The organism is Mesorhizobium sp. L2C084A000 (assembly GCF_000502875.1).
Classification (GTDB): Bacteria; Pseudomonadota; Alphaproteobacteria; order Rhizobiales; family Rhizobiaceae; genus Mesorhizobium.
In genome coordinates, this window is sequence record NZ_AYWX01000003.1 from 220376 (window position 1) to 233219 (window position 12844).

The window sequence follows — 12844 nt, forward strand, 5'->3', positions numbered from 1 at the left end:
ACTGGCTTGAGTACTCACCGCATCTTGCCGCCGAAGCCGGTGAGGAACGCGGTGAGATTGTCGCCGAGTTCGTCGCAGAGGTAGCCGCCCTCCTGGACGATGACCGTCGGCAGGTCGAGCTTTGCGATGGCCTCGCCGATGCGCGAGAAACCCGGCGTCGTCACCGAAAGTCCGCCGAACGGATCGCCCTCGAACGCATCGAGCCCGAGCGCCACGACCAGCACGTCGGGCGAAAAGGCACGGATGCGCTGGAACGCTACCTCGAGCGCTTCGAGAAACGCCGCGTCGGCGGATTTGCGTGGCAGCGGCAGGTTGAAATTGTAGCCGAGGCCTGGCCCTTCGCCGCGCTCGTCGGCATGGCCCCAGAAGAACGGGTAGAAACGCACGGGATCGGCATGCAGCGAGACGGTCAGCACATCCGGTCGTGCATAGAAGATGCCTTGCGTGCCGTTGCCGTGATGCAGGTCGACATCGAGGATCGCCACCCGTGCGGCCTGTTTACGCAGAGCCTGTGCGGCGACGGCCGAATTGTTGATGAAACAGAAGCCGCCGGCGACATCGGCAAAGGCGTGGTGACCGGGCGGGCGGCATAGCGCGTAGGCGGCCGGTACGCCTGACATCACCGCCTCGGCCGCATCGACCGCGCTCCAGACGCTCCACAGCGCGCTTTGCCAAGTCTCGCCCGAGATCGGGCAAGCAGTATCGGCCATGTGGTAGCCGGCCTGCCCGACTGCCGAGGCCGGGTAGGAGCCGTTGCGCGCGATCGGATGGATGTTGGGGATCACTTCGGCCGAAGCGCCCTCGATGCGCTGCCAGCGCGCGTAGATATGCTCGAGGAAATCCAGATATTCGGGCGTATGCACAGCCGCGACCGGGCCGAGCCCATGATCCCGAGACCGCTCGATCGTGCAACCGGCGGATAATGCGCCGGCTAACAATCTTTCGACGCGCTCCGGCTTTTCCGGATTGGGCTGCGCCGCACCGCTTGACAGAAAGGCCTTGGGGTCGTGACGCTTCTGTTCCTCGGCGTAGAAGGCTTTCATTCCTGCTCCTCATTCTCGGCCGTGTCGGCGAAGGCAAAGAAGGCATCGCCGATGATCTTCTGGGTCTGTTCGTAGCTCGACCAGGCGATGCCCAGCCTTTCATAAAAGGCCTTGGCGCCCTCATTGTCGGTGTCGACGGATAGCCTCAGATACACGCCGCCTTCTTTCCGGCACTGCGCCGCAACGTGCCGCAGCAGCCGCTCGCCGATCTTGCGGCCACGAAAACGATCCTCGACATAGAGGTCTTGCACATAGACGCCAGGCCGCCCCATCCAGGTCGAAAAGATCGGGAAATGCAGGCAGAGCCCGGCAAATTCGCCGCCGACTTCGGCGATCAGGGTGGAGAAGGATGGCTTTTCACCAAAGCCGTAAGTTCTGAGATCGTCCGGTGTCGAAATGATCTCCTCGGGCGCGCCGATATGGGTGCCGAGTTTCAGGATCGCCGCGTGGATCGTTTCGACGTCGTCGAGAGTGCCGAGTCGAAGGAGGATATTGGGCGGGGGGACAATCATCGGAGGTTCGGTGCCCAGGCACCCCCCTCTGTCCTGCCGGACATCTCCCCCGCAAGGGGGGAGATTGGCAGTTTTGATACTACCGCCCATCCTGCAACGTTGGAAGTTAGCGAAAGCCGAAATGACATCCGATCTCCCCCCTTGCGGGGGAGATGTCCGGCAGGACAGAGGGGGGTGCGAAGGAACGCAATCATTTCAGATTGTCTCCCTTTCAAACGCCAGCATCTCAAAACGCCACCCGGTCGCCGCCCTTGAGCGCCAGCATGTCGCGCGCTTCGGTGGGGGTTGCAACCTCCAGCGACAGCCCATCGAGAATGCCACGGATGCGGCGCACCTGATCGGCATTGGATTTCGCCAGCTGGCGGCCGTCATAGAGACTGTCCTCCAGCCCGACGCGGACATTGCCGCCCATGGCCGCGGCGATCGAGATCAGCGGCATCTGCTGGCGGCCGGCGGCCAGCACCGAGAACTGGTAGCTGTCGCCGAACAATTTGTCGGCGATCCGCTTCATGTGGACGAGATTGTCCGGGTCAGCGCCGATGCCGCCCAGAATGCCCAGCACGAACTGGATGAACAATGGGCCAGACACCAGCCCCCGGTCGCGGAAATGCGCCAATGAGTAGAGATGGCCGACATCGTAGCATTCGAATTCGAAGCGCGTGCCGCAGCCCTTGCCCAGTCTTTCCAGCACCCCTTCCATGTCGGCGAAGGTGTTCTTGAAGATCGTGTCGCGGGTGGCTTCCAGCAGCTTCGGTTCCCACTCGTGCTGCCATTCCCTCGGCTTGTCGAGCATCGGGAACAGCGCGAAATTCATCGAACCCATGTTGAGCGAGCACATTTCGGGTTCGGCTCTGAGCGGTGCCGCCAGCCGCTGGTCCAGGGTCATCAGCGACGAGCCGCCGGTGGTGATGTTGATCACTGCATCGGTCGCCTGTTTGATGCGCGGCAGGAACTGCATGTAGACGTCCGGATCGGCGGTCGGGCGGCCGTCACTCGGATCGCGGGCGTGCAGATGCAGAATCGAGGCACCGGCTTCGGCCGCCGCGATCGCCTCCGCTGCGATCTGGTCCGGCGTCACCGGCAGATAGGGCGACATCGACGGCGTGTGCACCGAGCCGGTGACAGCGCAGGTGACGATGACTTTTCTAGGCGCCATCTTTGTCGCCTCAGCCTTCGACCGGTAGGTCGAGTTCGGAGGCCAGAACGTCCAGCGAGTCGCCGATGATGGAGACGATCTCGCCGACCTGCTCCCTGGTGACGATCATCGGCGGCGCGACCATGAAATTGTCGCCGTCGACGCCGCCCTTGACCCTGCGGCCATAGATGATCAGCCCGCGCTCATAGGCGAGGTCGAGCAGCCGTTGCGTGGCTTTCTTGGTCTGGTCGATCGGCCTCAGCGTCTCGGGATCGGCAACCATCTGGGCGCCGGTGAGCAGGCCCTTGCCACGCATATCGGCGATGAACGGAAACCGCTTGGCCAGCCCCTTCAGCCCGTCCATCAGCACGTCGCCCATGGCGGCCGCATTGGCGATCAGGTCGAGCCGGTCCATTTCACCGAGCACGGCAAGCCCGGCGGCGCAGGCCAGCGGATTGCCAGCATAGGTGTGGCCGTGCTGGAAGCCGCCGGAGTCAAGCAGCGGCTGCACCAGCCGCATCGGGGCGGCGAGCGCGCCAAGCGGCGCATAGCCCGAACCCAGCCCCTTCGACAGCGCAACGATGTCGGGCTTGCAGTTCCAGTGGTCGCCGCCGAGGAATTTGCCGGTGCGGCCGGCGCCGCTCATCACTTCATCGTGGATGAGCAGGATGCCGTAGCGGTCGCAGATCTCGCGGATGCGCGGATAGTAGCTGTCGGGCGCCACCAGCGCTGCGGTCGCAGCGCCACCGATCGGTTCCATGATGAAGGCGACCACGCTCTCCGGCCCTTCGGCCAGGATCTTCTCCTCCAGCATGTCGGCATAGCGGATGCCGCGCTGTTCCATCGAAAGATTGTCGCGGTCGTGCCAGGCGTTCGGCGCCGGCACGGTCGGCATCACCCGCATCATCGGCTCGAAAGTTTCGGCCAGCGCATCGTCGCCGGTAATCGACAGCGAACCCAGCGTGCCGCCATGATAGGAGGGGAAGCGCGTGATCACCTTCCAGCGGCTGGCCTGGCCGGCGGCGACAGCCCATTGCCGCGCCAGCTTGATGCAGGATTCCGTCGCCTCCGAGCCGCCCGAGACGAAGAAGATACGGTCCATGCCTTCCGGCAGCTTGCCGGCCAGCTCACGTGCCAGTTCTTCGGCCGGCTCGTTCTCGAAATGCAGCCGATAGGCGAAGGTGGCGCGGTCCATCTGCCGCTTCATGGCATCCAGCACGTTGCGGTTGGAATGGCCGATATTGGCGACCATCGGGCCGCTCGAGCCGTCGATAAAGCGGCGGCCGTCCTGCGTCCACATATAGATGCCCTCGGCACGGTCGATCAGCGGCCGGCGCAGGCTGGACAGATAGAACAGATGCGAGTCTCGCCGGACTTCGGTTTCTTCAACGGCGGATTGGATTTTCGACATATCAGGGCTTTCCGAGGTAACGATCGAGGACATTTTTTGTGACGCGTTCGACCATCGGGTCCTGTCTTAGCAGGCCGGCGACCCATTCGCAGCTTCCGGCGTGGAACACCTCGCCCTTGCCGCGCGGGAAATTGACGATCATGCCATTGCCGCGTTTGACCTTTTCCAGATTGGCGTCGCTCGCCTCTCCGAACAGTGTTTCGGCGGTGAAGCGACCGTCTTCGTCGGTGAGGAACTGATCCTCGATCGGAATGTCGGCGCTTTCCTCGACCTGGGATGCCATGCCGACCGCGAGAACCTGCAGGCCGTCTGGCGCGCCGCTGGTCGCTGTGGGGTAGGGCAGGCCGCCGCGTATCTCGAAGTCGAGCCCATCGACTTCATAGCCATAGACATGGCTGTCGGAGCCCAGCAGGTCACCATAATAGATGCCGGTGCCGGCAAAGGCCCAGTGCTCCGGCCGGTAGACCGGAAAGCCACGCACGCCGCGCGGCGCGCAACCGCCCCAACCGGTATAAACCCCGCGCGTGGCGTTGAGCCCGAAGGTCGCCGAACCCGGCCGGCCGATTTCCGGCGCTTCCCAGGAGTTGGTGGCGCGGGTGATGTCGCCGCCTGGGAGATAGGCGGGGTCTTCGGCACGCGCGCGATATTTGTAGCAGACCTGCCGGCGGGCCTCGTCTTCCAGCCGCGTCTGCCACATGAAATTGCCGGCAAAGCGCGCCGCATGGCCGCCGCGCTCGACATAGGCGTCGACGGCATCGCGCATTTCCCAGGTCCAGTATTCGTCATGGCCGACGAAGACGGCACAGTCGTAGCCGTCGAGAATTTCGGACGAAAAATGCAGATCGTGCTGGCTGATGAGATCGACGCCATAGCCGGCCTGTTCGGCGAAGCGGAAGAAATGGCTGTCATAGCTGGCCCAGCCCGAAGAGGCGTATTTCTTCGAATGGCCTGTGGCGAGCGCCCATTCCATATGCGGATAGCGGGGAATCGTCTTGGGTGGCACGGCGACTTCCAGCGGCACGCGCGGCGCGTCTTTCGGCAGCACGACGAAGCCGCGGCACCAGGGGCGTTGCGTCGACACGATGGGCGAATACTGGTTGCGATCCGGCCCGGTGATGCCCTGGTAGTGGTTGGAGCCGCCCCAGGTGTTGTAGGCCAGCCATGTGCCTGTCGCAGCCACCTGCAGCACACGGCCGGGTTTACGGCCCGGCTGCGGGCTGACGATGAAAAGATGATGGGATTGGATCGGTTTGCCGTCGCGGCCGTCGGCGGTCAGCGTGACCCGATAGGCGCCGGACGGCCAGTCCGCCCCGACGCGAAATTCGAAGGATACGTCCCAGCCGCAGCCTTCAACCGAACACTGGTCAGGTGTGTCCTGCCGGCGTGCCGCGATGCCCGATTTTTCGAATGCTTTGGTCTCGCTGCCGCCATCCCGGGTGATTGTCATGCCGAAGTTCGGAGCTGTCGAACTGACATGCAACGCCACCGTTTCGCCGGCGCGATAGGAAAAGCGGTCGCTGTAGCACCAGATCTCGCCGCGCTCGCCATCCATCCCCGGCCATTCGTAGTAATGGCCACGCACCGCGTGGCGGCGCTGCTCCGGCGTCAGTCCGAAATCGGGGAATTCGGTCGGCAGATGGGTCATGAACACCTGAAAGGTCGAAGGCCGCCATTTCGGCGATCTGCTGTCGTTGCGTCAAATGGAAACGATCGGACCAGCATTCGTTAGCCGCACCCTTGGCCGCCTCCATCAAACGGACTATCTCAGGGCAGGCGGCGTTTCCGCCACGGGGGTCGGAATGCTCAGAGTGCAAAAGGTCAAAGTCGACGAGATCTACGTGCCGACAGCGCGCAAGAAGACGCTGCATCCCGAGACCNATGCTGAGAGTGCAAAAGGTCAAGGTCGATGACATCTACGTGCCGACGGCGCGCAAGAAGACGCTGCATCCCGAAACGGTCCGGCACCTGGCCGAAGACATACTGGAAAACGGCATGAAGACGCCGATCCAGGTCCGCCATGACGGCAAACGCCACATCCTCGTCGAAGGCCTGCACCGGCTGGAAGCGGCAAAGTGGCTCGGGGAGACCGAAATCGAGGCTTATCTGGTGCAAGCCAAGCGCCACTGACACTTCCTTCGTTCCCCACGGACCGACGCGGAGCAGGGACGTCATCGCAAAATTTTCGTGGACGATGTCGGTTTGCGGTTCATCGGCTCGTCCTTGGGACGGAAGCCAGATCAAACGCAGGACGCCCTTATGACCACCAAGCTCGACACCGCCCCCACCAACGACCGTGAAGTGGTTCTTGCCCGCATCATCGATGCGCCGCGTGAGAACGTCTATCGCTGCTGGACCGATCCGAAACTGATCACGCGCTGGTTCTCGCCAAAGCCGTGGACGACGCCGCGCGCCGAGATGGATGTGCGCACCGGCGGCTCGAGCCTTGTCGTCATGGCTAGCCCGGACGGTAACGAATTCCCCAACCCGGGAATCTTCCTCGAAGTCGTTCCCGGCAGGAAGATCGTCTTCACCGACGCCTACACAGAGGCTTGGCAGCCTTCGGAAAAGCCGTTCATGACCGTCGTGCTGACCTTCGAGGACGAGGGCAACGGCAAGACGCGCTACATCGCTCGGGTCAGGCACTGGAGCGTCGCCGACCGCGAACAGCATGAGAAGATGGGTTTCCACGAGGGTTGGGGACAGTGCGCCGACCAGCTCGAAGAACTCGCCAAAACGCTTTGATCCGCATGACGCTCTGATACCGGCAGGACGAGAGGAGATCGATATGTCCAAAACCCTGTTTTTCGCCATTTTTGCTTCGGCCGCAGCACTGCTTGCCTGCCCGGTCACCACCAATGCGGAGGAGACAAAACCCGCCATGACGACTGAGACGAACGCACTGCCGAAGCCGGAAAAGTCTGGCCTGCTGCCGATCGACGGCCTGAATTATTATTATGCCATCTATGGCAAGGGCGAGCCGCTGCTTCTGCTGCATGGCGGTCTCGGCACCACGGATATGTTCGCGCCGATCCTGCCGAAACTTGCCGAAAACCGCACCGTCATCGGCGTCGACCTGCAGGGTCACGGTCGCACCGCGCTGGGTGACCGACCATTCACCGTGGAAGCGATGGGCGACGACATGGCCGCCATCGTCAAGGCGCTCGGTTACGACCAGGTCGATGTCATGGGCTATTCGCTGGGCGGCGGCGTCGCCTTCCGCATGGCCGGCCAGCATCCCGAAGCGGTGCGCCGCCTCGTCCTGGTATCGACCGGCTACGCCCCGGACGGCTTCTATGACGAGATGCGTCCCCAGCAGGCACAGGTGAGCGCGGCTGCGGCTGAGTTCATGAAGGACACGCCGATGTACAAATCCTACGTCGCGGTGGCGCCGCATCCGGAGGAGTTCCCGAAGCTCCTCGATGCGCTGGGCGGCTTCATGCGTCAGAACCGCGATTACTCGGCCGACGTCGCCAAGCTGAAGATGCCTGTCATGCTGGTCTATGGCGACAGCGATATGTACAAGCCCGAGCACGAGATCAAGTTTTATCAGATGCTCGGCGGCGGGCTGAAGGACGCCGGCTGGATGCGCGAGAACCTGTCGCAGAACCGCCTGGCGATCCTGCCCAACCGCACCCACTACGACACTTTCTTCGCCCCCGAACTCACGGCCGCCGCGCTGCCGTTCCTCAACGGCCAGACCAAGGTCAAAACCTGGGACGAGGTCGTCGGCGAAACGGAGTGAACGCCAAGGCCGCCGGTTGTTGGCTGGCAGCCGGCGGATCGTCATGCGGCCGCCATGACGGCTTTCGGCGTCATGACTTCAGCCCCACTCGCATCAGCATAAGCGATGACGTTGCATCAAAGCTTTTCAATTGACCCAATCGGCCGCGCCGATACCTTGCGCGCCTATTCTCCCCCACCAGTGGATCGATCCGGACAATGGCAAGATATGACGGCGGATGCCTGTGCAAGGCGGTGCGCTACCGCGCGGACGCGGCCCCCATCAACGAACGCGTCTGCCACTGCCGGGTTTGCCAGAAGGCGATCGGCGCCGCCTTCAACGCACGCGTCCTGTTTCGCATCGACGACGTGACGATCGACGGGCCGCTGGCGACCATAAACTCTTCGCCGGATCTCAAGCGCGGCTTTTGCCCGAGCTGCGGCACGACGATGTTTTCCCGGCGTGATTCCGCTGATATCATCGGCATCACCACCGGTTCGCTCGACGATCCCACGGTTTTCAAGCCGCAAATGCATATTTTCACCGCCTCGAAGCAGCCCTGGGTGGTGCTCGATGACAGCCTGCCGAAATACGAAGGCGCCCCTCCGCCAGGCTAATTTTCCCCTTTCCCTTTGTTGTGGAAGAAGGTGGATCGACGCGCTACGCCAGCGAGAAGGAAGAACGCAACCATGGCCAAAATTTAATCCAAATCGACACGAGATAGCCGGCAAAGCGTCATTGGCGGGCCATCATTGTCTCCCTATTTATGGGTCGCGGGTACGGCATTCGAGGAGACGACGGATGAACGACAGCATCAGCACCCTGGACGAGCTTTTGAGCGATCCGATGGTCCTGCTTGTGATGGAGCGCGATCGTGTGCGCCCCGAACAGGTGCGCATGCTGCTCGAACGGGCTCGCCGGCCTTCGACCGATGAGCCCGAAGTGCCGCCGGCGCACGTGATCGCCAGGACATGCCAGAAACTCTGGCTCTGCCCGTAGTCGCTTTGCGATTTTCCCTGTGTATCTCAAGCCGGCTCCAAGGTGGGCCGGTTTTCGAACGGCGTGCACTTCGGCACGCCAGCTTACAAATCCGTAAATTGATTATCCGGCCCATGACGATAAGGCTTGTCGGGGATTGACCGGTGGTCGGTCCACGCAACTCTGATCTCTCATGCACGGAATTCGATTTTGGCCGACATCTGCACACAAGGCCTGGACACGGGCTTCGTCGGGCTGGGGTTCGCCAAGGTGGCGTTCCTCGGCGTGGTGCAAGGCATCACCGAACTGTTGCCGATTTCCTCGACCGCCCATATGCGCATCGTGCCGGCCGTGCTCGGCTGGCAGGATCCTGGCTCCGCCTTCTCCGCCGCCATGCAACTCGCGGCTCTTGCCGCGGTGGTCAGCTATTTCTGGAGTGATGTCAGGAATATCCTGTTTGGTTCGTTCGACGCTCTGGCGCGACGCGATTTCGCCGACCGGCATTTCAAGCTGGCGCTCTGGATCGTGCTGGCGACGATCCCGATCGTCATCGCCGGCGTGGCGCTGTCGGGCGTGCTCAACGCCTGCAATTCGCCGCTACGCAGCCTAACGGTGATCGGCTGGGCCTGCATCGCAATGGCGATCTTGCTGGCGCTGGCCGAGATCTTTGCCCGTCACCGGCGCAGCATGGGCGGTGCGTCGCTGACCGATGCGCTGCTCGTCGGTGTTGCCCAAATCGGCGCGCTTGTCCCCGGCGTCTCGCGCTCGGGCTCGACCCTGACGGCGGCACTGGGGCTCGGCTTCAAGCGGGCCGAGGCGGCGCGCTTCTCGTTCCTGCTCGGGTTGCCGGCGATTGCACTCGCCGGCCTTAAGGAACTCTGGGAACTGCACAAGGTCCATCTCGACGCCCATGGGTGGTCGGTCCTTGCCGTCGGGCTGGTCGTCGCCTCGATCTCCGCCTTCTTCGCCATATGGGGGCTGATGCACGTGCTGGAGCGTTTCTCGGCCTGGCCGTTCGTCATTTATCGCGGCCTGCTCGGTGTCGTCCTGCTGCTGGGCGTGGCGATGGGATGGCTCGTCTAAGGCAAGTTCCACAGTATCGCTTGAAACGGGCTATATCCGTACCGGACCTCGAACTTCGATTCCGGTACGCACATGGATTTTTTGACCCTCCTGCAATCACTGCCGTTGCTGCTGGCGTTGGCCAAGGGCGCACTGCCGTCGGTGGCGGCATTTGGCCAGTGGGCCGCTTCACTGCCGCCATGCCGGGACTTCACCTTCGAGGCGACCAGCTATCTCGTTTGCGAGGTCGATCCGAAACGATACCAGCTCGAGCTGTTCTGGAAGGATGCGGCGGGCAAGCCGTTTCAGTCGCTGCACAATCTGCATGCCGCGCAACAGGCGATCGGGCGCACGATGGTGTTCGGCATCAATGCCGGCATGTATCACCCTAACCTCGCGCCGGTCGGCCTCTATGTCGAGCGTGGCCAGGAGATGGCCTCGGTGAAAACGGGATCGGGAAGCGGCAATTTTTCCCTGCAGCCGAACGGCATTTTCTACCTGCGCGACGGCAAGGCCGCGGTTCGTGCCACTCGGGAATTCGTGAAAAGGCGCCCGACCGTCGACTATGCGACGCAATCGGGGCCGATGCTGGTGATCGACGGCAAGCTGCATCCAAAATTCCAGGCTGACGGCACTTCGCGGAAAACCCGCGACGGTGTCGGGGTGCGAAAGGACGGCGTCGCGGTCTTTGCGATTTCGAACGGCACAGTGACCTTCCATGCCTTCGCCCGGCTTTTCCGCGACGCGCTTGGCTGCGACAACGCGCTGTTCCTCGACGGCACGATATCAAGCTTGTTTGCGCCTGCCATCGGCCGCAAAGACGACTACTGGAATCTCGGGCCGATGATCGGCGTTTTCAGGAAATCCTAGCCGGTTTTCCACCGCGCTTACCCACACGCGGTATGGGCGAAAAAAATTGATTCAAACTTTATTGGTAATTTCTCATTCATAACTGATCCGGTTTGTCCGTCGGCTGTCGTTTTGCCCTCGGTCTGTTGTGTTTTGAGTACAGGTCCAGATGCGGATTCCGGGCGTCGTCAGTTTTTTGATCGCATCGCTATGCCTTGCCGGCTGCTCTTCAACGGCCGGCGTCGACGCGCTGGATTTGCAGAAACCGTCCAACGAGACCACCAGTTCCGTGATTCGGCCGCCGGCACCGATCGCCGCTGCTCCGGCGGCAAGGGGCAACAGGGCGGCAAGGGCCGAATTGGCCCCCATGTCTGACAACGGTCCGAGGCGCCCGTTTGGTTTGGCGGAGGAGGAAGAGACGGGGGTGTTTGCCGCACCTGATGTGCCTGATCCCCAAGTGCCTGATGTCGGCGGGTTGCCGGTCGAGCCGGCAGCCTTGGTGTCGCCGCCCAAGCTGTTGACCCGCGCGGCACCGGCCATGCTTGCCGGGCCGCTCACCCGTTACGGTTTTCGTGATGCCAAGCCTATCAATTTCGGCAAGGCTTCGCCTCGCCGCCTTGCAGTGCACGGCGTCGACGTCTCGCGTTGGCAAGGCAACGTGAATTGGGACAAGCTGCGCGCCCAGGGCGCCAACTTCGCCTACATCAAGGCGACCGACGGTGGCGACCACCTCGATCCGATGTTCATGAAAAACTGGCGCAACGCCGACGCCGCCGGCTTGAAGCGCGGCGCCTATCATTTCTTCTACTGGTGCCGCACGGCCGGCGAGCAGGCGGACTGGTTCATCCGCAACGTGCCCAGGGTCGAAGGCGCACTGCCGCCGGTGATAGACGTCGAGTGGAACGGCGAGTCCAGCTGCAAGCGCCGGCCGTCGCGCGAAAAGGTGCTGGAAAAGATGCAGGTGTTCATGGACAAGCTGGAGCGCCATTACGGCCAGCGTCCCATCATCTACACCGCGCCCGATTTCTACCGCGACAATCTCAGGGGCGAATTCCTCGACTATCCGTTCTGGCTGCGTGCCGTGGCCCAGCATCCGTCAAAGGTCTATCCCGGCCGCAAATGGCTCTTCTGGCAGTATTCCGGCTCCGGCCTGTCGCACGGCGTCACCGGCCGTATAGACCTCAATGTCTTCCATGGCGACGAACGGCAATGGCGCGCCTGGGCCGGCGGCCGGCAGACGGTAGCCGACGCCAACTGAGACAGTCGTCAGTCCCGGCGCGCTTCGCTCTGCCTGATGCCCGCGGTCTGGGCAAGCGCGATATCGGACTGCTCGATGGACACGCTTCCGCCGGCAGCATTCGCTGAGGAAAGTGTCCGGCTCTTTGACCGACATGGACGCATGGGAGGAAAAGATGGGTGTGTCATCGGAGGCTCTGGCGCAGAGCCGTCAAACGATCAGCGCCTACGAGGATTATGCCGAACAATATGATGCCACCGTGCGCCATGTTCCCAACGAGAGGGAGCAGGCATCGCTGAAGCGCCTGGTGGCAATCGCTGGCACAGGCGGCCGGATTTTGGAAGTCGGGTCCGGAGCCGGATATGACGCGGATTTTCTGGAGACTTTGGGTGTCAAAGTCCGGCGCACCGACGCAACCAAGCGGTTTCTGGAACTGCAGGCCGCGCGTGGCAAGCATGGCGAGTTGCTCGATCTCATCACCGATGATCTCGGCGGCCCCTACGACGCAGTCCTGGCCCTCTGCGTCCTCATCCATGTGCCTCGCGACGAGACCGACCAGGTACTTGCCAAGATAGCCGGGTCGCTGCGGCCGGGCGGCGCCTTCCTCGTCTCGATGCGCAATGGCGACGGCGAGACATCAGGCGAATATCACATGGTCTACTGGCGCAGGGACGACTTCGCGGCCCGTCTCGAAGGCGCCGGGCTCGTCCTCATCAGGGAGGATTTCAACGTCGGCCGCAATAGCGAAGAATGGAACACGTTCCTGGCCGTCAAGCCTGCATGACCCGCCGAACGCTGTCGCTGTTTGCGCTGCTCAGCCTTTTCAGATTTCGCGAATAAGCAAGACATTGCCGCAGCCTTGCTGTCTATGTGAAGTTCCTGCACTCCTGGGGGAG

Annotated in this window: 14 protein-coding genes; 9 read left to right on the forward strand and 5 right to left on the reverse strand. The window is 62.6% G+C overall.

The window, feature by feature from the left end:
• Positions 1-14: 14 nt before the first annotated feature.
• The 5 genes from X735_RS156005 to X735_RS155985 all read right to left on the reverse strand — a co-directional run bounded on the left by X735_RS156005 (position 15) and on the right by X735_RS155985 (position 5746).
• Positions 15-1043: a histone deacetylase family protein gene (locus X735_RS156005; protein WP_023810365.1), complete on the reverse strand. Its 1029-nt coding sequence runs from the start codon at positions 1041-1043 to the stop codon at positions 15-17.
• Positions 1040-1555, reverse strand: a complete 516-nt coding sequence (locus tag X735_RS156000) for a GNAT family N-acetyltransferase (protein ID WP_031212950.1) — start codon at positions 1553-1555, stop codon at positions 1040-1042. Before X735_RS156000 ends, X735_RS156005 begins: the two co-directional genes overlap by 4 nt.
• A gap of 226 nt (positions 1556-1781) precedes the next feature.
• Entirely contained in the window at positions 1782-2711 is a 930-nt protein-coding gene (locus X735_RS155995) for a 3-keto-5-aminohexanoate cleavage protein (protein ID WP_023810367.1), read from the reverse strand.
• A 10-nt stretch (positions 2712-2721) separates the two neighbouring features.
• Entirely contained in the window at positions 2722-4101 is a 1380-nt protein-coding gene (locus tag X735_RS155990; protein WP_023810368.1) for an aspartate aminotransferase family protein, read from the reverse strand.
• Position 4102: 1 nt separating this feature from the next.
• Positions 4103-5746, reverse strand: coding sequence for a N,N-dimethylformamidase beta subunit family domain-containing protein (locus X735_RS155985; RefSeq protein ID WP_023810369.1), 1644 nt, complete (start codon positions 5744-5746; stop codon positions 4103-4105).
• Between the two features lie 233 nt (positions 5747-5979).
• On the opposite strand from X735_RS155985, the gene X735_RS155980 reads away from it, so the two are divergent.
• From X735_RS155980 to X735_RS155940, 9 genes are all read left to right on the forward strand, one after another.
• Positions 5980-6228, forward strand: a complete 249-nt coding sequence (locus X735_RS155980; protein ID WP_023810370.1) for a ParB N-terminal domain-containing protein — start codon at positions 5980-5982, stop codon at positions 6226-6228.
• 129 nt (positions 6229-6357) lie between these two features.
• Positions 6358-6843, forward strand: a complete 486-nt coding sequence (locus tag X735_RS155975) for an SRPBCC family protein (RefSeq protein WP_023810371.1) — start codon at positions 6358-6360, stop codon at positions 6841-6843.
• A 43-nt stretch (positions 6844-6886) separates the two neighbouring features.
• Positions 6887-7843: an alpha/beta hydrolase gene (locus tag X735_RS155970; protein WP_023810372.1), complete on the forward strand. Its 957-nt coding sequence runs from the start codon at positions 6887-6889 to the stop codon at positions 7841-7843.
• Between the two features lie 197 nt (positions 7844-8040).
• Entirely contained in the window at positions 8041-8439 is a 399-nt protein-coding gene (locus X735_RS155965) for a GFA family protein (RefSeq protein ID WP_023810373.1), read from the forward strand.
• A gap of 184 nt (positions 8440-8623) precedes the next feature.
• On the forward strand, positions 8624-8821 hold the full coding sequence (locus X735_RS155960; RefSeq protein WP_013532087.1) for a hypothetical protein: 198 nt from the start codon (positions 8624-8626) through the stop codon (positions 8819-8821).
• 189 nt (positions 8822-9010) lie between these two features.
• Entirely contained in the window at positions 9011-9883 is an 873-nt protein-coding gene (locus X735_RS155955; RefSeq protein WP_023810374.1) for an undecaprenyl-diphosphate phosphatase, read from the forward strand.
• A gap of 72 nt (positions 9884-9955) precedes the next feature.
• Positions 9956-10732 carry a phosphodiester glycosidase family protein gene (locus X735_RS155950; protein WP_023810375.1) on the forward strand — a complete coding sequence of 259 codons (777 nt, stop codon included), beginning with the start codon at positions 9956-9958 and terminating at the stop codon, positions 10730-10732.
• Between the two features lie 148 nt (positions 10733-10880).
• A complete protein-coding gene (locus tag X735_RS155945; RefSeq protein ID WP_023810376.1) occupies positions 10881-11969 on the forward strand; it encodes a GH25 family lysozyme in 1089 nt (362 codons plus the stop codon).
• 154 nt (positions 11970-12123) lie between these two features.
• Positions 12124-12732: a class I SAM-dependent methyltransferase gene (locus X735_RS155940; RefSeq protein WP_023810377.1), complete on the forward strand. Its 609-nt coding sequence runs from the start codon at positions 12124-12126 to the stop codon at positions 12730-12732.
• Positions 12733-12844: the final 112 nt, after the last annotated feature.

Coding starts and splice junctions, on each gene's coding strand:
- X735_RS155965 (WP_023810373.1), top strand. CDS start 8,041: ATGGCAAGATATGACGGCGGATGCCTGTGCAAGGCGGTGCGCTACCGC.
- X735_RS155985 (WP_023810369.1), bottom strand. CDS start 5,746: ATGACCCATCTGCCGACCGAATTCCCCGATTTCGGACTGACGCCGGAG.
- X735_RS155980 (WP_023810370.1), top strand. CDS start 5,980: ATGCTGAGAGTGCAAAAGGTCAAGGTCGATGACATCTACGTGCCGACG.
- X735_RS156000 (WP_031212950.1), bottom strand. CDS start 1,555: ATGATTGTCCCCCCGCCCAATATCCTCCTTCGACTCGGCACTCTCGAC.
- X735_RS155950 (WP_023810375.1), top strand. CDS start 9,956: ATGGATTTTTTGACCCTCCTGCAATCACTGCCGTTGCTGCTGGCGTTG.
- X735_RS155975 (WP_023810371.1), top strand. CDS start 6,358: ATGACCACCAAGCTCGACACCGCCCCCACCAACGACCGTGAAGTGGTT.
- X735_RS155970 (WP_023810372.1), top strand. CDS start 6,887: ATGTCCAAAACCCTGTTTTTCGCCATTTTTGCTTCGGCCGCAGCACTG.
- X735_RS155960 (WP_013532087.1), top strand. CDS start 8,624: ATGAACGACAGCATCAGCACCCTGGACGAGCTTTTGAGCGATCCGATG.
- X735_RS155990 (WP_023810368.1), bottom strand. CDS start 4,101: ATGTCGAAAATCCAATCCGCCGTTGAAGAAACCGAAGTCCGGCGAGAC.
- X735_RS156005 (WP_023810365.1), bottom strand. CDS start 1,043: ATGAAAGCCTTCTACGCCGAGGAACAGAAGCGTCACGACCCCAAGGCC.
- X735_RS155945 (WP_023810376.1), top strand. CDS start 10,881: ATGCGGATTCCGGGCGTCGTCAGTTTTTTGATCGCATCGCTATGCCTT.
- X735_RS155995 (WP_023810367.1), bottom strand. CDS start 2,711: ATGGCGCCTAGAAAAGTCATCGTCACCTGCGCTGTCACCGGCTCGGTG.
- X735_RS155940 (WP_023810377.1), top strand. CDS start 12,124: ATGGGTGTGTCATCGGAGGCTCTGGCGCAGAGCCGTCAAACGATCAGC.